Origin of the sequence: Nostoc commune NIES-4072 (assembly GCF_003113895.1) — a bacterium.
In the GTDB taxonomy this organism is placed as follows: Bacteria; Cyanobacteriota; Cyanobacteriia; order Cyanobacteriales; family Nostocaceae; genus Nostoc; species Nostoc commune.
Genome location: NZ_BDUD01000001.1, coordinates 40,775 through 63,059 on the forward strand (window position 1 = coordinate 40,775; position 22,285 = coordinate 63,059).

The following is a 22,285-nucleotide window of genomic DNA, read 5'->3' on the forward strand; positions in this document are numbered from 1 at the left end:
TCTACTTTTGCGTAAGTTCTATTTTTGAGTTTCCAAACATTGGGACAAAAGTACGGTAAGCTGACAATGCTGCTTCTTTAACGGTTGCATTAACAATCGGAAATGTGGTGAGGATGTAGCTAAATTCATCTTCGGTTAAACCGTAAAGGTGTGCTACCATTCCATCGAGTTCTGCCCGTAGTTTAGCGCGTTCTGCTTCGTCGGTAACGCCTTGTTGATGGGAACCTAGACCAACTTCTTGCGCGAGTTCGTCAAATTCTGGTGTCGTGCAGATGAGTTTGGCGGCGCGTTGTACAATATCGTTGAAGTTGCGATCGTTTTTTGTTAAACGGGGGACTGGCGTTGCATATACGAAAAAGAATGAAAGATGATTAGTAATACTTCGTCTTAAATAGGCATCTATAATAAACGAATTCATTATTGTACAAATATAAAGTTTTTCAGCATTGCTGATTAGTTGGTAATTAGGGTTTATTTTTCCATCTTCGACACGAACATCATAAACTTGCTCTAGAGAAACTGTATGCGGAAAAAAAACATTTTTTGGCAATATAGTCATAATCATAGAACGCTCATTAGTGCTAGCAGCTATATCACGGAAAGCTAATCTATAAGATTTATAATCAAGAGCTATTTCTAAATTCTCAGGTAATTTAATATAACGATTTTTACTAATTTTATCTATATGTCTTTGACGTAGTGATAACAACTGTTTAGCTGCTTCACTTTCATTAAGCCAATACTTAGGTTTACCCCATTGATGAGTGAATTGATGAAAAATTTTACCTTCATATAATGGAAGCATCTCTGGTTTTTGCTCTTTAAAATAGAGATGGCTATCATTAGTCATGTGAAATTCATTATGAAAGATTAAATTCCACTTATCCTCAAACTTTTTACCTAATAAAGGAAACTGAGTCATTTTCTCAGCTATACGGATATCTACTTCATTCTTAAACTCCATTACAGACAACGTATAAGGTGATAGTTTACAAACCATATTAACATTAATCTGTAAACTATCTTTACTAGGAAACTTTTCAAGTTCATGCACATCATGACGCATAAATGCCGATGGAAACTCAGTTGTTGTACTACCTTTAACAAAAGTAAGGACAACAAATTTAAAACGGCTATCAACTTCTTCAAAAATTGTCTTGCGATTCTCAAAGCAAAAAAGTCCAGTAATTTTAGTTTGACTAAACAACATCTCTCGCAATTGCTTAGTCCCCAAATCAGTGTAAATCCCACTAGGAATTACAATTCCGCACTCACCACTTGAACGCAAAAGATTAAAACATTGTTCTGTAAACAACTTATAAAGATTAATATCCGTACCTGCTTTTTTACCATTCACAATAGAAATCTGATTTTTATACTGTTCAGATGAACGATAATAGGCACTGACATAAGGATATTGACTTTGATATTCTAACCAAGCACTGGCAATTATAGGATTTTGTAATAATTTATTCTGTTCTTTCTCAAAATCCTTAATATCCATCTTGTTCTTCGTTACCAGTTCATTATGCTGTGCAAAGAACTCCTTAGCCTGTGGCTTAAATATCTCCCAAGGCGGATTAGTAATAATTGCATCAAAACCGCCGCGTTCTAAAACCTTGTCGAAATGATAACCCCAGTGAAACGGCTTCAAGGCTGCAATATCCTCAACCTTCAAAACCCGCTTTTGTGATTTCCCAGTTAACTGAACTTCTTCATACTTGATACCCAAACGCTTACTAAACTCATCCAATAGCAAAAGATTTAACTTTTCTTGCGATTTTTTGTTGAGTTGTTCAATATTTTTGCGGAGGTGTTTCAATCGAGTATCTTGAGGTGTATCTGTATCGGTTAATTCTTTCGGTAAAAAAGCGTGCTTCTTATATAAATCAACAGATTTATTCTTTTCTTCTAAAATTTTCTTGTAATTATCTGCGGCTAAAGACTGTAATAGATTTCCTTGTAGTGAATTTCCCACCGCATCAAAAGCAGTATCATCAACTTTCATTAAACCAATCAGCGAATTACCCGCCATAATATTAAAATCAATATTAGGTAATGGCTCTAACTCTTCCACATCGTTAGCAGAAGAAACCAAAGCTAAAAAAAGGCGCAGTTTAGCAATTTCCGTTGCTTCCTCCATGATGTCTATACCATAGAGGTTATCTGAAACAATCCGCTTTTTGATAAAATAAGGTAGTGACGGGTGTAAATTTTCTATATCTTCAAGCTTCTTTTTGAGAGTGTCATCACCCATCAATTTAATTGTGCCGAACACCGCACTATAAACTTGGATTAGCGTTTTCATCGCCGCTACAAGAAAAGCACCAGAACCGCAAGCTGGGTCAAGAATTGATAAATTAGGAAGAATATCATCCATTAATAGACGACAAACATTTGTATCCAGCTTAATGAGAAGTTCATTGATATCCTCAAATGGCTTATACTGATCAGATAGCGCATCATTTACGCCGTCTACGATTAACTTGTGGATAGTTCTATCACAAAGATATTCTGTAATTTGGGGTCTAGTATAATACGCTCCAAAAGCTTTTTGGTTAATATATTTCTCAAAAATATAACCCAACACATCTGGATTTATCTCGTCATCTTTGCCTTCTGGCGTATCATCTAGATTCCAAGAATAACGCCCAAATAAATCTAGAACTTGCTCAAACGCCTCATCAACTATAGAAATATCATATTTATCTTCAATATGATGCTTGAGAAATAGTCCACCATTCAGGTATTTAATCTTACCTACCAATTCTTGTACAGATAAATCGCGTTCAATCTCAGGTTTAGCAAAGCTTTCAAAAAACAAAGCCTTGAGAAATTCACTATAAAAATGATTTTCACTTTTCTGTTTGCTTTGCTCAAGCTTATTTTGCAGATAATTTAAATCTTTATTATCAATAAAACCCTTACGCTGGAGAAAATAAACAAACATCAAGCGATTGAGAATTACCGATGTATACCAACGTCTATCTGTCTCATTATCAATTCCTTTTACAAATAGCAAAAACTTCTGATGTTGTTCTTGAAATTCCTTGTAAAACTTCTTAGTTACTGGCTCAACATCGAAACCTCGTTGTAGCTTATAAGCAATTTCGACAACAGTCGGTTCCCCATGTTCTAATTCAGTAATATCAATTACTAAAGAACCAAGCTTACTTAAAAATAAGTCTCCGGGTTGACCCTTCACATATAAATGGTCACGAACGAAGGTTTTGCTTCCTTCTCGCTTCACCCAATACCAAAGACTACGTGTGCGTTCTTCGGTAACAAAGATGAGTAGATTTTCAGCTATCAGTTTAGTAATTTCTTGATGAATAGCAACTCTAACTTTAGCTTCTGGTATGTTCCCATCTGCTGCGGTGACTTCAAAGATTGCAACACCTGAAAGTTCAGCAATTTTTTGGTATTGATAGGTTTTGTTATCAAATTTTAAAGTAACAGCTTTTTGTCTGGAAGGTTTAGACCAACCTAATTCTTCTATAAACAAATTACTAAATTGAAAGTTAGAAAGTAAATCGCGTGTTCGTTGAAAATTGAGTGACATAATTTACCATGCTTAAAAAATAAAAAACAAGTATGGTAAATTTGCCATTCAGAAAATAATTCTGTGGCTTTAAAAATTAAGTCTGCGCTAACGGACTTTAATAAACCCTGTTTATAGGAGTTAAATTTTTACCATGCTTTTTATACTTTATAAATCCTTTATCTTTGTTGCGCTTGAGAAATATTACTGAAACATTACCGATTTTTCTAGGCGGCGGCTTTATTTGTACAACCATGATTTTTAATTGTCAAGTATATTTGCTGATTACTTTATCAAAATGCCCGTTTACTTTCTCAAAATACTGAAATGCTTTCTCAAAACAAGCTTTGACTTACTCAAAAGCAGCTTTGACTTATTCATTTTGGCGTTTTCCGCAAGCAAACTGGGCTTTGACTTATTCATTTTGGCGTTTTCCGCAAGCAAACTGGGCTTTGACTTACTCAAAAGCAGCTTTGACTTATTCATTTTGGTGTTTTCCGCAAGTCAAATTAGCTTTTGCTTTCTCAAAGCCCAGTTTGCTTTCTTATTTAAGTATTTTACGTAAGTCAAATCAGCTTTTACTTATTCAAACCTCAGTTTGCTTTCTTATTTAAGTATTTTACGTAAGGCGTAGGTTGGGTTGAGGAACGAAACCCAAGATATATCAAAGCTTTGTTGGGTTTCGCAAAGCCTTAACCCAACCTACTATAGGGCTCAAATGTGCAGCGTAATTCAGTTAACGCTAAAGCTTTTTGCTCAGGTTCGCTTACCTGATTAATCTCGGTTGATAAACGAGTTTGGATTCTGCTATGTTTTCCCTGCGGCATTGGTTTTTGGTAAATTTTTGCATCAATATATTCATTAGCTGGTTTAGTTTCTGGTAATTGCAGAAACTCTGTTAAAGAAAGATTAGATGATAATATAACCATAAAAATTACTCCTAAAATAATTTAATTATATCTTTAAACCTTTGTAGGGTGTGTTGCGAATAATAAAAACGCGATAAATAATACGCGATAAATAAGACGCGATAAATCGCCGTCTCTACAAACGGGTTAATTATTGTAGAGACGGCGATTCATCGCGTCTATTACCTTAATTAAAAATTACGAATTAGAAAATAATCCTAATGAACAAATAATTTGAGGTTCTCGCTTCTCTAGTTCTTCTGTCACAATACACAAACGGTCATCCATTCATAGCGCCACCACTAACTCAGCTAACTGTTGATTATTAATACCGCTTCTCAGTTGACGGTTGAGAGTATCTATGGCTGACTGTCGCAAAGGATAACGGTAAATCTCATCAATTGCTTTTAAAAGTTCTTCGCTAACAAATAGTGTTCCTTTCATTTCTTGAACATAACTTTTCAGCCGTTCATAACTGCGGAACCTTGCACCTGATGGTCGCCCTAATTGACCACCTGCATTTTTCTCTTCTTCAGCAATCAATTCAGCACCCTTGTTTACTAATTCGTGATGTTGTTTATCTCTCGGTATCGCTGGGGTAGATTCTTCACACGCCGCCACGCGAAGCACTGCTAATTGTGATTGAGTAACGCTATTTCCATCGCGGTCAACATAAATTAAAGAATCATTCCCTTCTGTGGTTTTCATATAAAGCAATACTCCCTCTGGTTGCACAGGTTGCGGAGTATGGGCGCGGGTAGAATAAACTACATTTTCCATTTCTTCAATCGTTTTTTTCAAACCCGGATTACTATCTGTGGCTTTTTTCCAAATTTGAAATGCTTCTGATGTCAAATCAACTTCTGTATCTTCTTCACCATCTAAAACTCCAGATTTCTCGTTGTAGAGGTCGAGAATTACCCGTGCATCATCATCTTCAAAAAAAGCTTCATCAGTTCCCATCACTTCAGCATTTTCTTGCAGTCGTTTGCGGAGTCGTCCCCGCAAATTAATAATCCGTTCTACTCCCTCGGCTGGTAAAAAAGAATAACAGAGAATTTTATCAGCATTTTGTCCAATACGGTCTACTCTTCCCGCACGTTGAATTAAGCGAATAATCGCCCAAGGTAAATCCCAATTGACGATAATTGCACAATCTTGCAAATTATGACCTTCACTTAAAACGTCGGTGGCGATTAAAATCCGCAACTCTTCTGATGATGAAATTTGCTCTCGTTTTCCATTACTCACAGGGCTAAATCTTCCTGTCATCACTGTCGGGTCTTTAGATTGACCTGTCACCCATGCTACATTAGTAATATGACTCAACTGCAAATTGTCTGCAAGGTAGCGGACTGTATCAGCAAACTGTGTGAAAATTAGTACTTTATCTTTGGGGTGAATTTCTGTTAATAGTTTGATTAAAGCAGCAAGTTTTTCATCTTTTTGAGGATTCCACTCACCACACTGTTGCAGTATATTAATAAGTGCTTTGGCATCCTCTAGCAAATCCCGTTTCAGCTTTTTAATATCAAAAAGTGTAGACCGCAGCCACTTAAATCGCCGTTGATATCGAGTTCTATATTCTTGGTAAATTGATTCTGCTCTTTGACGAAAAGCTTTTTCTTGGCTTTTTGCGGAATCTGGAAAACCTCTCTCCAAACCTCTCTCCTGCAAGGAGAGAGGCTTTGAATTCTCCCCATTCCCTAGTAGGGAAGGAGGTTGGGGGGTTAGGTCAGAATCATCTTCTTCGGTTTCTGTATCAAACAAAGCTGCTGCTACAGAATCGGCATCTTCATCATTATTATTTGTATCTAATAATTCAGCTTCTTGAGTTCCAATAGGGATATCAAACCCCTGTTCTAAAGCATATAAATAAATAAAATTCCGTAATATATGGCGTTCAATTGATTGAATAAAAGCAACGCCGCTACTTTCTAAACGTTTAAATAAATTAGTGCGAGAAAAACCCATTAACCTTCTACCGCCACGAAATAAGCTATTAATAAAGCGTTGCTCGATATCTGTAGGCGGCTGTTTGTGTTTCGCAATAACGTAATTTCCTAGCCCATAACGAGGTAAATTCAGTTGATTAATTACTTCTACGACTAACTCAGAGTAAAGACGAGCATAAAAGTCAGTGCTAGAAACTTCTAAAGGAAACTTCAGACTCCGAGGTAGACGTTGAGGAAAATAAGAACGTCTCCCATCAGAAAATTCCAAATATTTACGCCCGGTTTCATCTGTGTGGGCATAATTATCTTTAATAAACGAGCGAGTCCGTCGCACCATGTAACGCTTCATCAATTCTCGCCAGTCATCAGGATGTTCGCTTTTCTCGAAGGCTGCTAAAGAACGCACAGAACATTGATGCTTTCTAATAAACTCTAATTCTCCTATAGAACTGCCGCCAAGTTCATTAATTAAAGCTTCTGGTCTTAATCCCAAATCTTGGTCTTCTGGCACAAATAGCCGGAGTTGGGCGGAAAGGTCAAGATAACTTTTATTGTAAGGAGTAGCAGATAATAAAATACATTTACTTTCGTTAGCTGCAATATATTCTATTATTGTTCGATAACGTTTACCTTCGCGGTTCCGTAAATTGTGACTTTCATCAATTAACACAACTCGGTAACGCCGGAGTGTTGGTAATTTATTTTGTACTTGACTAATTGGCATAATTTCGGCAAGTAGCCGATAGTTATCTTTATATTCTTGCCACATTGAAACTAGGTTTTTTGGGCAAATAATTAGTGTTTCTAAAAAACAATCTTCTTGTAATATCTTGGCAAGGGCGGTTCCAACTAAAGTTTTACCCAAACCGACCACATCACCTACTAATACGCCGCCACGCCTAGTTACATGACGTGCTGCTAGCTGTACGGCGGCTTTTTGGAAATCAAATAAGTTGTTAAATTCGCGGGGGATACGAAATTCTGAAAGTCCGGCGATCGCTTCATGGGATAAGTGGTAAGCTATCTTCAGGTAGATGTAGTAAGGTGAGACTAACTCATCTCTTGCCCAACTCTGATCGATAATTTCCGCTAATTCTTGGGATATATCTACACAACCGTAATCTTGCCAGCGATCGCTAAACCACTTTTGCAGTTTATTACAAGCATCATGGTCTAAAATATCAACATTCAATTCCCCTTGTTTCGCCAGTCCGGGAAGGGTTAAATTACTACTACCCAAGAATCCCACTATGGGAGTATTGGGATCATGACGATGCACAAGATATAACTTAGCGTGCAGAGAATGGCGCAAAAACAACTTAATAATTAGTTTCTGAGTTCTTAACTGATGACTTAACCGCCGTAACCCCGCTTCATCCTGATTAGTCGGCGCACCGATAGTCAACTGCTGGCGAAATTCCAACGCCATGCGTTTTTTAAACCTCACAATGCTACTGTTGTCAATTCTTCCATCACCACTACTAAGGGTAAATGCTGCATGAACTTCATCACTGGGTAAGCTTTGCATCCCAATCAGCAAACGACAACAAGCATTTTCACTACCAACATACTGTTCGACTAAATCATCAATTCTTCGCCAACCTCTGAGGTTGAAGTAGCCAACACAAAAATCTGCCCGATAAGAGATTTTGAGGGTTTCTCGTAAAATCGGTAGCAGTTGCAAATCTATGTTGTCAAAAATGCGTGGCATTATTTAAAACTCTATAAATATTTCGTACATCTGTTATATGAGTAAAAAATTTTTCTAGCTAGATTAGAGACGCGATAAATCGCCGTCTGTACAATAATCAATCCTTTGTAGAGACGGCGATTTATAACGTATTCAAAGATTTATCGCATATTCAAAAATTATAAAAAAAAGAGCAGTTGCATAATACAACTGCTCTAAAAACTACTTAAATAGATATTCTCTACCTATCTACAGACCCCATAATTACGTCAACACTACCGAGAATCACCACAATATCTGCAACCTTCATGCCCCGCAGTAAATGTGGGACAATCTGAAGGTTGTTGAAATCTGCGGCGCGAATCTTCCAACGTGCTGGGAAAACATTATCATCACCAACCAAATAAATTCCCAATTCACCTTTGCCACTTTCTACACGAGCGTAGATTTCACCCTTGGGTATCTTGAAAGTAGGCGAAACTTTTTTGCCGATGAATTGGTAATCAAATGCGTCCCACTCGGATTTTTTACCTGCGGCTAAACGCTTGGCTTCTAGATTTTCGTAAGGGCCGCCAGGAAGTCCTTTAATTGCTTGGCGAATAATCTTCACAGATTCGCGCATTTCCCGCATCCGCACTACGTAACGGGCAAAGCAATCACCGGCGGTTTCCCACTGCACATCCCAGTCGAAATCGTCGTAACATTCGTAATGGTCAACTTTCCGTAAATCCCATTGCACGCCAGATGCGCGTAACATGGGGCCAGAAAGTCCCCAGTTAATTGCTTCTTCACGGGTGATAGTCCCAATACCCTCAACACGTCGCCGGAAGATGGGGTTATCAGTTACTAAGCGTTCGTACTCATCAACTTTGGGTAATAAGTACTCGCAAAATTCCAGACACTTATCTACCCAACCGTAAGGTAAATCGGCTGCTACTCCACCAACACGGAAGTAGTTATTATTCACCATCCGATAACCTGTGGCAGCTTCCCACAAATCATAAATCATCTCCCGTTCGCGGAACTGGTAAAAGAAGGGAGTTTGTGCGCCTACGTCAGCCAAAAAGGGGCCAAACCACAGCAAGTGGTTAGCAATGCGGTTCAACTCCAGCATGATGACGCGGATGTAGCTAGCACGTTTGGGAACAGCTACACCTGCAAGTTTTTCTGGGGCGTTAACAGTAACGGCTTCGTTGAACATTCCCGCAGCGTAGTCCCAGCGACTAACGTAGGGGACGTACATTACATTAGTGCGGTTCTCGGCGATTTTTTCCATTCCCCGGTGCAGGTAGCCGATAACTGGTTCACAGTCAACGACATCCTCGCCATCCAGAGTCATGATTAGCCGCAGAACCCCGTGCATTGAGGGGTGGTGTGGCCCCATGTTTAGCACCATTGGTTCAGTGCGGGTTTCTAGTCTGGTCATAGATTTCGTGTTCTCCGTTCGTGAAAATTTTGAATTGAACCGCCTAAATGCCAACTAGACCCAATTTATCAAGAAAGGTAGAGGACAGTAGGCAAAAGGCAGAAGGAAATTCTGATTCCAGCACTGAAGCCCTTGACCGGAGCGAACTTGGATTCAAGACCTCCACCAAATTTTTAATTTGGTGGCTCCTATTCAGGAGGGGACTGAATCTCCTTCTAAATAGAACCTTCTGCCCTCTGCCCTCTGCATTCTTGAATATGTCTGCCAAAATAAGTTTCGCCGGGACAATACAGGCATTGCCCCTACAGGGGTACGTTGGAGAGAAGATGGCAGCAAAGGGCTTTTGGTTGATGTTTCATTTTGTTGCACTTCTTCAATTATTATATTGAGGTTGAGATGCTACCGAATTGAAGTGCAGGAATTTTTTCACAAGAGTCAAGCGTCAAAATTGGTGATTGGTTAGAATTCCCATCCATATATTCGCATATACCTGAATATGATTTTGGAATACTTATCTAAAAGTTTTGGACTTTGAACTTTTGACCCTCGATTTTTTTCAAACTTTACCACCATAGCGTTTCAGCAGTTGAATCATCCTACTATCGCCTTTTGTTAAAGCTAGCTGTAATGGGGTTTTGCCCTCTTTATCTCGCATATTGACTCTAGCTTTTTTCATCAGCAAAAACTCGACAAGATCCAGATTTTCTCCAATGACCGCAGTATGCAAAGGAGTTTTACCGGAATTATCCGTAGCATTAATATTTGCACCTTTGGCTACCAAAAGTTTTCCTGGCTCTTTTATCGCGTAGTGTAAGGGTGTTCTGCCTAAATTATCTTTCGCGTTCACATTTGCCCCCTTAGCGATGAGAATTTTCACCAACTCTGGAGTTATAACGTGACAATGCAGTGGTGTTTTTCCATCGGCACTTCTTAAATTCGCATTTCCTCCCTTAGCTAGGAGTAATTGTAATACTCCTTTCTGCAAGCCTGGTTCATGGATTGCCCCTAGACCTCTATCGTTAATAATATTTAATTTAGCACCACGGTCAATTAGTAATTTAACAAAATCTGGGCGATTGATCGCATAATGTAGCGGTGTAAAATTTTGATTTGTTCTGGCGTTAATATCTGCACCTTTATCGAGTAAAAGTTGCCCTACTTCTAACTTGCCGTGGCTTGCTGTCAGATGTAAAGGGATGAATTGATCATCGCTTTTAAGATTAACATTTGCACCTTTAGCAATGAATAATTCTGCAACCTCTTTAGATAGTTTACCATACTGATTGTGTAAAGGTGTGCCATTCAAATTATTCTTAGAATTAACATCCACACCCCGATCAATAAATAGCTTGGCTAATTCTAATGAACCACCCACAAAGTGTAATGCTGTGTTCCCATCAGAGTCTTTGGCTTTAATGTCAGCACCTTTAGCAATTAATGATTTTACTAAACTGACATCACCTTGATTAATGGCAGTATGCAGTAAAATAATTACCTGATTTCCAAACTTGCACGATTCATTCGGATTAGTACTAACTTCTAAAAGCTTTTTAATTTCAGCCCACTGTCCGTATACAAGATATTGACATATCGGTGTACGATTTGATTGAGATAAAGTAATTTTAGGTGGAGATAAAATTGCCAAAGCTGAGAGTGAGGTCAGAATAAAAAGCGATGAAATTTTCATAATATAATTCAAGCTACAAAGCAATATTAATTGATTGATGAACAAGAAAATTATTGTAAGATCGGCTTTATCTTAACCTCGTAAATCATTTTGGAGGCTGGGGACTAGAGCGTGTTTTCAAATCTATCTTTAAGCATCCCAGTCTTGAAAGCTCGCCTCTCTGTCCTTTTTCTTTGACCTATATCCTATTCCTCATTCCCCAATTTAAAGATGAAATCAGATTCGGAAACGCTGCTTAATTTAGAAGGATCTCCTTTTTCCCATATTCCCGTGTTGGGTCGGGAGGTAATTGAGGGTTTGGCGGTGCGTCCAAGCGGACATTATTTAGATGTAACGGTAGGCGGTGGTGGTCATAGTCGCTTGATTTTAGAAGCTTCTGGAGATGTACGGGTAACGGCAGTTGACCAAGATGAAGATGCTTTAGCAGCAGCAAGGAAAGAATTAGCTGAGTTTAGCGATCGCATACAATTTATCCATTGCAATTTTGCTGACTACGAATTTCCCCCCAACACTTTCGATGGTATTTTAGCCGATTTGGGGGTAAGTTCTTACCATTTAGATCAAGCAGAACGAGGTTTCAGCTTTCGCCAAGCTGCAAATTTAGATATGCGAATGGATCGAGGGCGATCGCTAACTGCTGCTGATGTGATTAATAATTGGGATGAAGCAGAATTAGCTGATATTTTCTTTAAATACGGTGAGGAGAGATTATCGCGGCGCATTGCTCGTCGGATTGTAGAACGGCGGCCGTTGCACACGACAACAGAATTGGCTGATGCGATCGCTTCTTCAGTTCCCCCGAAATACCGTTATGGGAGAATTCACCCCGCTACCCGTGTTTTTCAAGCTCTGCGAATTGTCGTCAACGATGAGTTAAAATCCCTAGAAACCTTTTTGGATAAAGCCCCAAATGCCCTTGTCCCTGGCGGCAGAATTGCAATTATCAGTTTTCATAGTTTAGAAGACCGTCCGGTGAAACATGGTTTAAGAAATTCACCTTTATTAAAGGTCTTGACAAAAAAACCTATTATTGCTCAAGAAGAGGAGATTGGGAAAAATCCGCGATCGCGATCGGCCAAACTGAGGATAGCAGAGAAAAAGTAGGAGTAATATCAACCTGCGATAGTCTTACATCAAAGGCTTTGGCATTCCTTAATTGCAGTATGAATTACTCTCGTACCTTTTTCAAAATGCTGAGGCTCATAGCCAAAGTCCACTCAAGTGGACTCAAAGCCTTGATTAGTATTCTTTTAGAAGGCTTCAGGGATGAAACCCATAAATTCATTCTGAAGCGCTTAGTTGGGGCTGGGGCAATATCTCAGTAAGTATACTTATGCGCTTTTTGGCAAGTTTTTTATAATATATGTTTAGATATTAGCCGTAAATTTGTGGGCGTACTAATGTACTATATTTGTAGTATATATATTGCGTAACACAGATAAAATCAAAAAATGAGCATAATAATCCAATCTTTTCCCTTCTACAACAGGTATGTAGGTGTTAAGCATGACGTGCGGATATATTCTGATGAAAAGGGTGGGAATAGCAAAATAGTTTTAGAAGATGTTGTATTAATACTGTTAGCGCAACCAAGAAAACCAGCCGATACCAATGAAGTGATCGCTATTACAAAAGAAAAGATTGAACTAGCCAGTGTAACACCAACTGATTTTGACGGCTTGCACTTAGCTACAGTAGATCAAATGGAAGAATTCTACATCTGCTGTGATGAACTTGGAGACTATGGAAAACCTACTGTTTATGAGCGCTTTGGCAAATGGTGGGTAGATATTCTTCGTGAGTTGATGGAAAAACGTTTAGCTCATATTGGCCGTTTAGTAAGTAGAGTGCCAGTGTGGGAGAAAGACTTAGATAAAACTCGAAGGATTTTTGGAAAGGAAGCCAATAAAGAAATTGCTCTCAGAACATGGTTAGAGATGTATTACAAACTAAGTGTTGATTGGATGGTCACAATTATTATTTATAAAACAAGAAATAAAATATCTCACCTTTATAGAGGAACTACCGGAGAGGTTCCAAACAACATCAACTCTAGTAATGAAAATGATAGAAGGGGAAACAACGTTTACACTCCTGAGACTTTGGTATTAATCGCACCTGAAGTAGAAAACCTGTTAGACAATCCCAAAAGATTACTGGAAGATGCTGCTGAAAATATTAAAAAATCCGATAAATTAGAAAAAGAAAGAAACCAAGTGAAAATATTGAGATTGGAAGGAAAGTCAGATGACGAAATTATCGAGCAGATATGGAAAGTAACCCCACAATCAAATCTGGCAGAAGCAGAGGAAGAGGGTGAATATAAAAATTACCAATACGAGTTATTAAAAGTTTTTGTACAATTTATTAAAAAGTAAATATGTTATTACAAGAAAAAGTTATTGGTTTGTTAGAGTCACGGCAGTTAAAACCTGAGAAACGAAAAATAGGAGGTAAATTAGACTTAGTAGTAAAACTAAATGATAATTATACTTTCACTATTCGAGAGCATAAAATAAAGCCTGGATACCTATACGCTAATCTTAAAAATGGAGATGTGTTGACGGAATGGGTTGAACTCGATGAAGTGTCTTTACCTCTTGCTATTGATTACGTATACAGTTTTGCTAAACCAAATACAAAACCGAGCCAACTGAGTAAACAAAGTTTATTTTGGTGGACAAGTATTATCTGTTTTATTGTTTTAACAGGTATGTCTGTTTATCTTATTGCGAAAAAGACAAGTACCTGTAATTGTCAACAATCTACTTCATCCTTAAAATAACTATTTCTTTACATTAGGACTAAAAATCTTTAATTAGGAATCCCAGCAATTAATTTTTGCGTGTATTCCTATTTGGGTTCACAGTTTGACAAAAACTTGTTTGAGGTGAGTGCAGTCGTTAATCGCTATTCAGATGTTGAAGATTAATTTTTGCTTGTATAATTAAAAACTTGTACTTAGAGTTACTTTTGGGAAATGATATCAACTTCCCTCAAACAACGATCTGTTAACCTAGCGTTGTTGATGAGTTAAAAAATAATAGATGGAAATTAGTAATCTGTTTACAGCAGGTGGCATAGTCATGTGGCCTCTGCTAGCGTTCTCTTTGTTAGGGGTGGCGCTGATTATCGAACGGATCATTTTTTGGGTAAGGATAAATAATCGGCAAAACAAGGTAGTGCGAGAGGTGCTACAGCTTTATCGCCTTGATAATGTAGTTAGTGCTTTAGATAAATTGCAGAAAAATTCTGATTTACCCATTGCTCGGATTTTTTTAGCAGCTTTAGAATTGGAGGAGCCGACACCAGAGGAATTTCGTTTGGCATTAGAAAGTGAAGCACAAGCCGAAATCCCCTTACTCAAGCGATCTCAAAATATTTTTGAGACAATTATTGGTCTTGCGCCCCTGTTGGGACTTCTCGGCACTGTTTTAGGATTAATTAACTCCTTTGCCTCTTTAAATATCGGAGATGTGGGAGGTACTAAAACAGCAGGTGTAACATCTGGAATTAGTGAAGCTTTAGTATCTACAGCATCAGGGTTGGTAGTGGCAATCTTTACACTATTATTTGCCAACACCTTCCGGGGACTCTACCAGCGCCAGATTGCCTGGATTCAAGAATATGGTGGACAGTTAGAATTACTCTACCGCCGTCGCTACGAAAGAGGAGATAACAATTTACAATTCAAAATAAATCCAAAATAGTTCGACTGAGACATTGGGCGATCGCTCAGTTGAGCCGCGCTTATGCCAAAGTCCAAAATCGGCAATCCAAAATCCAAAATTGATTGGCTCTAATAGTATTCTAAAATGACGAATAGCTTTTTTCGCTACAGTTTTCGAGGAAATATTCCATGACTATTTGGGTAAATGAGCAAATTGATCCGTCTGGGATGATTCATGCCTGTATTGCCACTTGTAATGAATCTCAAGCCAAAGATTGTCATGATTCATTTGAGAATAATTTGACCGAGACGCAAAAGGCAGCAGGTTGGGTAGCGCGATTGCGGACAGTTAATTCTTGGGATGAAGTGCCAGTGAATTCTTTAAAACTCAATTAATTGAGATTGAGTGCTATCGAAAGTAGACTGCATAGCTTATAACGGTTCCAGCAAAGCTAAGGTACAGAAAAAAACAACTAACCACAGATGAATATGAATCATCGTAGGGTTGCATAGCTAACTGTGTAACCCTACTGTAAATTCTCTGAGATAGAGGTTATTTTTTGGTATTTTGATCGAAGAGATTTCAGGAGCGTAGGCGTAGCCCGTTATATGCATCGCTTGTCTACCAGATGCTGAATGTATGCAAATGCCTACAGCGATCGCAACAAATCCCATGAGAACAGGTTAATAAAGGATAAAATTCGGATTAAAATTATCAAATTATTAGCAATTGCTGCCAAAAAAAGTAAAATTTTCTAATAAATTGATGATTTTTCTGAACTTTTAAGAGCTATCATCTATACCGGAGATTAAATTAAAAAACTTGCCAAAACCGAATCAATTTAGTGAACTATCCCAAGGTTTACACTTCGGAGCAAAGCTGTCCTATTAATTTAGTTGGCGAAACAGGACAAGCGGTTCAAATTTCAATTCATGCTCCCAGTCAATATATCTGTGCCAACTGCGAACGGATATTACCAGATTGGAAACGGCAACCATTTTTACGAGTAGTGATTGTCTTACAGCAATCACGTTATCAACTAGTCGAAAAGACAGCAGAAGTAGAGACAGAGAAAGAACGCTTGCGAGAAAAGTTTATGAGATTTGGCTGCGATTTGGCATTTAATCTGCGCGATCGCGGCTATCTTACTGACCTAATCGACCCTCGTACAGGCTATCCTTTACTGTCTCATCCCGGAGCAATTCCTCACGATGACACAGCAGTTGTCAAAGCTTTGCTTAACTATCCAGTGATTAAAAATCAATGCCGTGTCCTAGTGCATCCCGATTGGGGTGCAGCAGTTTATCCTAGCATTTTGATATCAGAAGCTCCCCCAGTTGTGATCGAATGGGTTACAAAAAGTTTAGCAGCCATGCATGGGTGGAGAGAAATTGATTATTAGTCATTTGTCATTAGTCATTTGTCATTAGTCATTTGTCATTGGGCATTAGTTATTTCTTCCTCATCCCTATATATTGGAAATGAGGAAAATAAAAAACAAGCATCATAGAATCTGTGTCTTTAGACAACTTCTTTCAGGAAACTAAGACAGTCGAAGCCTCTAATAGTGCGGCTTACTACTTCCCTCTGATAAGTGGACGCTACGAAGTCAAGCCAGGGATGATGGCTTTTGGTTCCTGTTTTGGTAACACTCAGGCTGATCAGCAGGTATTTCAAATTGATGATAATTTTGCCCACTACCGTCAGGCTAAACTTTTAGTTCGTGGGGAACGGTTGAGCAAGTACTACCAAACCTGCAATTATTCTAAAGCTGTGGCAGGTGCGATCGCTGGTTTAATGATTAATCGCCTCACTCAAGAACACCCACATCACTTTCACTGTCAAAAGTCAATAGATAACACTGTGGCATTTCACAGCCAACTTACCAAAGAAACCATCTATTTAGATGCAGAATTGCAGTTACAGCAAGTCGAGGGTAGTTCAGTTGTTCCAGCTTACGCCTCTACCCTTGATGCTTTAGCAACACAGGTACAAGAAGACCTGACAGTTATCTGCCGTTCTGCTAATGGTATCAATTGGCTGAGTGCAGTTCATCTCTGCTATCCCAATCACTGGTCAGCTGAAGAAAAAATTGGCAAGGACTTTGCTACGATACATGCACCTGTGGCTGGTATGGAAAAAATTAATCGGCGAGGGGATGCGATCGCTCATACAATGATTACCCACAAACCGATGGTGCGCTTTGCTTGGGGTTTGAGTACCGACACCCGCCTTAACCACCATCCCGAACCACCGCCTGGTGTGTCAGTTGAACAATGGCAAGGTAGAAACTTTGATCCGCAGCATCCCAGACTTTATCTGCGAATTGAGCGCCAAGTAATTTGGGGGCTACCAGAGTATGAAGCAGCGCTGTTTACTATTCGTACTTACTTTAGAGATTGTGATGTAGTGAGAAAAGACCTAGTATTACGGTCTAAGCTGCGTGAGGCAATCGAATCTATGACACCGGAATCTTTAGTTTATAAAGGCTTGGCAGAGAGCAAAGCCAATATTTTACAGTGGCTGAGTTAAACGTAATGTATCAAAAAATGTGTTAAAACCTAGTACAGCATGACGTAAATCCAGTTACCATCTCAATACTGCTCGGGTTTTGGATTTTTAACTCAGAATCAGGTTTGGGAAAAGGGTAAAGGGTAAAGGTTAAAGGTTTTTTCTTTCCCCTTCCCCTTCCCCTTTTCCCCAAAACCCGACAAGTATTGAAATCTGATTACTTTTTGTCTATACAAATTATCTGAACTCTACCCTCAACTATTTTTCGGTCGTCGCAATTTCTGTGAACCAATTGGGCCGAGAATTTGGTTCAGGCTACGCAACTGTTCTGCTGTACCCATACCAATTAACCGATCGCCTGGCATTAAGACTGTATCACCAGTGGGCCCACCGATTAAAGTCCCATCAAGGCGGCGAATTGCCAGAACTAATGCCCCAGTTTGCGATCGCAATCTCGCTTTTTGCAAAGTTTGACCGACAAAAGGACAAAAAGACGGGTCGAGTAAAAATTCTTCCATATATAATTGGCGGTCTGCACCTGTCAAAATCCCGTCTACAAAGTCCAATACTTGGGGTCTGAGAGCCGCAGCAGCCATGCGCTTCCCACCAGTAATATAGGGAGATATTACTTCATCTGCACCACCGCGTCGTAACTTCTGCAAAGCCTCTTCTGTACTTGCCCGTGCGATCACCCGAATTCCCGAATTCAGTGTTTTTGCTGATAAAACAATATATAAATTTTCGGCATCTGAAGGTAGCGCTGCAACAATACACATCGCTCGTTCAACACCAACTTTTAGGAGCGTGTCATCTAATGTAGCATCACCTTGGAATGCTGTGTAACCTTCTGCCTGCGCTCTTTGCACAGATTCCATGTCCGAATCAATCACCACAAAAAGTACGCCTTCTGCGCGAAATTCCTTGGCAATTTGACGGCCAGTTCGACTAAATCCACAGATTATGTAATGTTCTGACAGAGATTCCATTAACCGCCTCTGCTGCTGTAGCCGAATTCCTTCTTGAAAGTAGCCTTGAATGATCGCTTCTGTAAATCTGTTGACAATGTAACCGATATTGACTACACCCAACAAAATCAGAGCGATTGTAAACAATCGTCCTCGGCTACCCAGTGGGTGCGTCTCTCCGTATCCCACAGTCGCTAAAGTGATTACTGTCATGTAAGCTGCATCTTCCCATGACCAGCCCTCCACTAGCGAGTACCACAAAGTGCCAATGAAGAAAACACCGCCAAGAGCGATCGCCCCAGCCATTAACTCCTTTTGGATACGTTGATATTTTTGCTCAAGTGTTGAAAATGAGGTAAAAATATTACTTATAATCTACTTTTGCTAATTTTTTAGCATTCGTCCTTTTTAGTATATTGAAACTAAGTACAACGTTTCATTAATTCGTAGCGAATTCTCTGCATGCCTTTGCGCTTTCCTCTGCGCCCCTACCCTGCGGGAAGGCAAAGCGCCTATACGTTTAAATTCCAACCCTCAATTCGCCTATGAAGAATCTATACGGGTTTAAAACCCCCTCCAAATCTACGATTTGGAGGTCAACAAGAAAGTCGCGGGTCTGAATCCTCGACTGATAGCGTAGCGGTAGCGAGGCACGAGCGTCTTGATTCTGACCAAAGGCGGAGCGTCTCCGGCTTTGCTCCAGCAATTCTGACTTCTGAATTCTTCTTCAATAGATACGATAGCGTTACATAGATGGGCGATCGCTTAATATCGGAGTAAAGAGTAGCCAGCAGTTTTATGACAGCAGCACTGAAGAGAGCAAAGCCATATATCGAACAACGAGATGGAGGATATTGGATCGAAGAGACTCGCATCTCTCTTGATTCAGTTGTGTATGCCTTTTTGAATGGTGAGTCTCCTGAAAGCATTGCCCAAAACTTTCCATTACTCTCGCTGGAGCAGGTTTATGGTGCTATTACCTTTTATCTTGCCAACCGAGAGCTAATTGATGCGTATTTAGAAGAAGGTGAAAAAGAGTTTGAAAAATTGCAACAGTCTCTTAGAGAGAAAAATCCCCCTCTCTATCAAAAGTTAAAAGCTGCTCAAATACAGAAGCACAGCAAGGCATGACGACAGTTCGATTTCAAGCAGATGCTGATCTACGCCAAGCGATTGTAACTGGGACGATACGTAGGCAACCAAATCTTGATTTTCAATCAGCCTATACAGCAGAGCTTGAAGGTAAGAAAGATTCAGAGGTATTGGCGATCGCTGCACAGAATGATAGAGTCCTCGTGACTCATGACCGTAAAACCATGCCTGCTGAGTTTGGTGAGTTCATAATGTCAAAAACCAGTTCTGGAGTTTTGATTCTTTCCCAGAATTTGTCAGTCAGTGATGCAATTGAAGCACTCATCCTCGTTTGGGAAGCTTCTACTGCTGAGGAATGGGTCAATCAGATCATGTCTATCCCATTTTAAGCTGAAAGAAAATATGAGATACATTGAAGAATCCCAGAACTAATGCTCTAGATTGCGATCGCAATCTCGCTTTTTGCAAACTTTGGCTTGTATAAATCTGTTGACAATGAAGAAAACACCGTCAAGAGCGATCGCCCCAGCCATTAACTCCTTTTGGATACGTTGATATTTTTGCTCAAGTGTTGAGAATGACGTAACAATAGTACTTTTAACCTACTTTTTTTAGTTTTCTGCTAATTTTTTAACATTCCTCCTTTTTAGTATATTTAAACAATCTTGGAATTAAGGCTGAGTAAGCAATACGGTTCGGATAAGGTTTTTTGATGACACGCTCTAGATCCAAAGACGCGATAAATCGCCGTCTTTACAATAATCAGTCCTTTGTAGAGACGGCGATTTATCGCGTCTCTTGCCTTAACCGAACCGTATTGGCTGAGTAAGGACAGAGCAAATATTTGTTGGAAAAGTTATATTTCTTTACTTTAACTACTATCTTAAATCAATTAACCCTGCTAATATCAAGCTGAAATGCGTTTGTAACCTTGTGCTACAAACCATTAATTAAAATAGTTAAAGGTATAAAGTATGACTGCACTAGGTGATAGTGTAGTGTATTTGCCTTGTGCGTAAGTCTTAGAGGATGTTTGATAAGTATTTTTAGTCACATCAAAACTTCCCAAACCTAACCTTCTAGCCTCCTTGCTTCGTAGGAAAAGCAGGTTTGAAAGCCTCTCTCGTTGTGGGAGAGGAATGGACGCGGGGTTTTTAGTATACTTTGCGACTTTTCAAACATCCTCTTAAGTAGTTGGGAAAAATCAACATCCTCAATAGCGAAACTCTACAGTTCATCTTTGTTTTTAACGGAGATTAAGCGATGCAATTTATCAAACGGTTAGGGAAGCAGCTAGGTTTTGTGATCTTAATCGGTTCTGCGGTCTTTTCCGCATCTTCAGCTAGCGCACAGGTAAGCGAACTCCCCAAAGAAGAAACCATTTTTATAAATACGGATTTGATTATCAATTCGGCTTACTTACAAAGTCGATTTTCAGGCCAGAGTAGTCTTAAATTACTCAGTATTGGTGGAATCCATCGATCACCACTTAATGATGCTAATATCGATGAGACTGAAGGAAGGGTCATATACGACACATTTAAGAACAACTACGGTAACGGTTACGATGTGGGAGGATCTACGTTTGAGGCTGGTACTTCTCCCTTCACAAATGGTACTGAAATATTTGGTATATTCAGAAATCCACGAAGAGAATTAATCTTTGGTATTATTCCAGGTGTTCTTCCGAATCCTCCCGCGCTCAAGTTAAATGAAAGCACTAATTATGGACGTTGTTTTTTTGCTAATTGTGTGTTGTTTCACTATGGGTATGCAGTGAAAGTTCAGTTCAGAGGAACACTAAATCCTTCCTTCTACAAATCAACTTTTACCATAGGAGATTCAAACGGCACTACTTCTTTGTCTCAACGCAATTCAATGGTGTCTCCTGAAATAGAACCAAATCCTCCAGGGGCTAATTTTATACCTCCAGAAGATACTCCAGATGAATTTTTGGTGGTTTTCAGCCAACAGACAAATCCTAGACAGCCTAATGTGGCTATAACTAACTGGACTGAATTCCCCATCAAGCGCGGTCAAACTCCGAGATTACGCTTTACCAATAGTGAGTCAAACTTTGATCCAATAACCGTATCTAACACTAGAGTTCTGCGGAGTGCTACTAAGATACCATTAGAACAGCTAACCGCCGCAGATTTACCACCAACACCAGAAGTAGGGTTCGTAGAATTTTCAGAAGCTAATGGCATCGTACTTCCAGGCCAAACCAGAGACGCAGTCACGCTTACAGATATTCCGGTTACAGGAACACCTATTTTAGATCGCATCGCATCCTTTAATGGTACAAGCGACTTTATTGAAATCCCCAACAACGAGAACCTAAACTTTGGCACGGGAGACTTGAGCATTTCTGCCTGGGTCAAAACGACTAGTACTAGCGGAATTGAAGTCATTTTAGACAAACGAGTTGAGACGACAGGGCCAGTACAAGGGTATTCGCTGTCTAACTTCAATGGTAATTTGTTGCTTCAATTAGCAGATGGAGTGGGAAATCAATTTACAAACTATGTAAGCAATATCTCAATCTCCGATGGCAATTGGCATCATGTAGCTGTGACTGTAGACCGCGACCAACCAGATGGCGGTCGTTGGTATCTTGATGGAGTAGAAGTCGTTGGCGAGCGATTTAATCCAACAAGAAGAGGTTCTCTTTCTAACTCCAAGCCCTTAGTCATTGGCAGACGCTCTGATAGTCCTTCACCAGGCTTTTTTAAGGGTGAAATAGGCCGTGTCCGACTTGACAAAAGGGTACTGTCATCTCAAGAAATTCAAGCAATTGCTGCTAATAGACCGTAAATAGGTAAATAACCCAAGTTGC

The 22,285-nt window shown here is 39.4% G+C and carries 15 protein-coding genes and 2 pseudogenes; 11 read left to right on the forward strand and 6 right to left on the reverse strand.

All coding sequences use genetic code 11. The features are described from left to right. Position 1: 1 nt before the first annotated feature. Positions 2 to 3,562, reverse strand: a complete 3,561-nt coding sequence (locus CDC33_RS00180) for an Eco57I restriction-modification methylase domain-containing protein (protein ID WP_109006765.1) — start codon at positions 3,560 to 3,562, stop codon at positions 2 to 4. A gap of 326 nt (positions 3,563 to 3,888) precedes the next feature. Here CDC33_RS00180 and CDC33_RS00185 point away from each other — a divergent pair, with 326 nt between their 5' ends. Continuing rightward, complete coding sequence (locus tag CDC33_RS00185) at positions 3,889 to 4,155, forward strand: hypothetical protein (RefSeq protein ID WP_109006766.1); 267 nt, start codon at positions 3,889 to 3,891, stop codon at positions 4,153 to 4,155. 102 nt (positions 4,156 to 4,257) lie between these two features. Here the strand turns inward: CDC33_RS00185 and CDC33_RS00190 are convergent. From CDC33_RS00190 to CDC33_RS00210, 4 genes and pseudogenes are all read right to left on the reverse strand, one after another. Next, a pseudogene (locus CDC33_RS00190) lies at positions 4,258 to 4,470 on the reverse strand (Uma2 family endonuclease); the annotation flags it as partial. A gap of 177 nt (positions 4,471 to 4,647) precedes the next feature. Continuing rightward, positions 4,648 to 8,115, reverse strand: a pseudogene (locus CDC33_RS00195) (helicase-related protein). 220 nt (positions 8,116 to 8,335) lie between these two features. Beyond that, positions 8,336 to 9,520 carry an NAD(P)H-quinone oxidoreductase subunit H gene (locus tag CDC33_RS00200; RefSeq protein WP_109006767.1) on the reverse strand — a complete coding sequence of 395 codons (1,185 nt, stop codon included), beginning with the start codon at positions 9,518 to 9,520 and terminating at the stop codon, positions 8,336 to 8,338. Between the two features lie 556 nt (positions 9,521 to 10,076). Then, on the reverse strand, positions 10,077 to 11,207 hold the full coding sequence (locus CDC33_RS00210; protein WP_109006769.1) for an ankyrin repeat domain-containing protein: 1,131 nt from the start codon (positions 11,205 to 11,207) through the stop codon (positions 10,077 to 10,079). A gap of 210 nt (positions 11,208 to 11,417) precedes the next feature. Between CDC33_RS00210 and rsmH the strand changes: the two genes are divergently transcribed. The 7 genes from rsmH to CDC33_RS00245 all read left to right on the forward strand — a co-directional run bounded on the left by rsmH (position 11,418) and on the right by CDC33_RS00245 (position 17,410). Further along, entirely contained in the window at positions 11,418 to 12,311 is an 894-nt protein-coding gene (rsmH, locus tag CDC33_RS00215; protein ID WP_109006770.1) for a 16S rRNA (cytosine(1402)-N(4))-methyltransferase RsmH, read from the forward strand. 347 nt (positions 12,312 to 12,658) lie between these two features. Beyond that, positions 12,659 to 13,585, forward strand: coding sequence for a hypothetical protein (locus tag CDC33_RS00220; RefSeq protein ID WP_109006771.1), 927 nt, complete (start codon positions 12,659 to 12,661; stop codon positions 13,583 to 13,585). 2 nt (positions 13,586 to 13,587) lie between these two features. Next, positions 13,588 to 13,992 (forward strand): hypothetical protein, encoded by a 405-nt coding sequence (locus tag CDC33_RS00225; RefSeq protein ID WP_109006772.1) that lies wholly within the window; start codon positions 13,588 to 13,590, stop codon positions 13,990 to 13,992. Positions 13,993 to 14,254: 262 nt separating this feature from the next. Further along, on the forward strand, positions 14,255 to 14,917 hold the full coding sequence (locus CDC33_RS00230) for a MotA/TolQ/ExbB proton channel family protein (protein ID WP_109006773.1): 663 nt from the start codon (positions 14,255 to 14,257) through the stop codon (positions 14,915 to 14,917). 149 nt (positions 14,918 to 15,066) lie between these two features. Then, entirely contained in the window at positions 15,067 to 15,273 is a 207-nt protein-coding gene (locus CDC33_RS00235) for a glycogen debranching protein (protein ID WP_100899470.1), read from the forward strand. A gap of 449 nt (positions 15,274 to 15,722) precedes the next feature. Beyond that, on the forward strand, positions 15,723 to 16,280 hold the full coding sequence (locus tag CDC33_RS00240; RefSeq protein WP_181373842.1) for a methylmalonic aciduria and homocystinuria type D protein: 558 nt from the start codon (positions 15,723 to 15,725) through the stop codon (positions 16,278 to 16,280). Between the two features lie 113 nt (positions 16,281 to 16,393). Continuing rightward, positions 16,394 to 17,410, forward strand: a complete 1,017-nt coding sequence (locus CDC33_RS00245) for a heme-dependent oxidative N-demethylase family protein (RefSeq protein WP_244919089.1) — start codon at positions 16,394 to 16,396, stop codon at positions 17,408 to 17,410. A 233-nt stretch (positions 17,411 to 17,643) separates the two neighbouring features. On the opposite strand, the gene CDC33_RS00250 is transcribed toward CDC33_RS00245, so the two are convergent. Beyond that, a complete protein-coding gene (locus tag CDC33_RS00250) occupies positions 17,644 to 18,660 on the reverse strand; it encodes a potassium channel family protein (protein WP_109006775.1) in 1,017 nt (338 codons plus the stop codon). Positions 18,661 to 19,152: 492 nt separating this feature from the next. Between CDC33_RS00250 and CDC33_RS00255 the strand changes: the two genes are divergently transcribed. The 3 genes from CDC33_RS00255 (at position 19,153) to CDC33_RS00265 (ending at position 22,263) form a co-directional block, all read left to right on the forward strand. Beyond that, positions 19,153 to 19,485 carry a DUF433 domain-containing protein gene (locus CDC33_RS00255; RefSeq protein WP_109006776.1) on the forward strand — a complete coding sequence of 111 codons (333 nt, stop codon included), beginning with the start codon at positions 19,153 to 19,155 and terminating at the stop codon, positions 19,483 to 19,485. After that, on the forward strand, positions 19,482 to 19,835 hold the full coding sequence (locus CDC33_RS00260) for a DUF5615 family PIN-like protein (RefSeq protein WP_109006777.1): 354 nt from the start codon (positions 19,482 to 19,484) through the stop codon (positions 19,833 to 19,835). The genes CDC33_RS00255 and CDC33_RS00260 overlap by 4 nt, the downstream gene beginning before the upstream one ends. Positions 19,836 to 20,709: 874 nt before the next feature. Next, positions 20,710 to 22,263, forward strand: coding sequence for a LamG domain-containing protein (locus tag CDC33_RS00265; protein ID WP_109006778.1), 1,554 nt, complete (start codon positions 20,710 to 20,712; stop codon positions 22,261 to 22,263). Positions 22,264 to 22,285 lie beyond the last annotated feature (22 nt).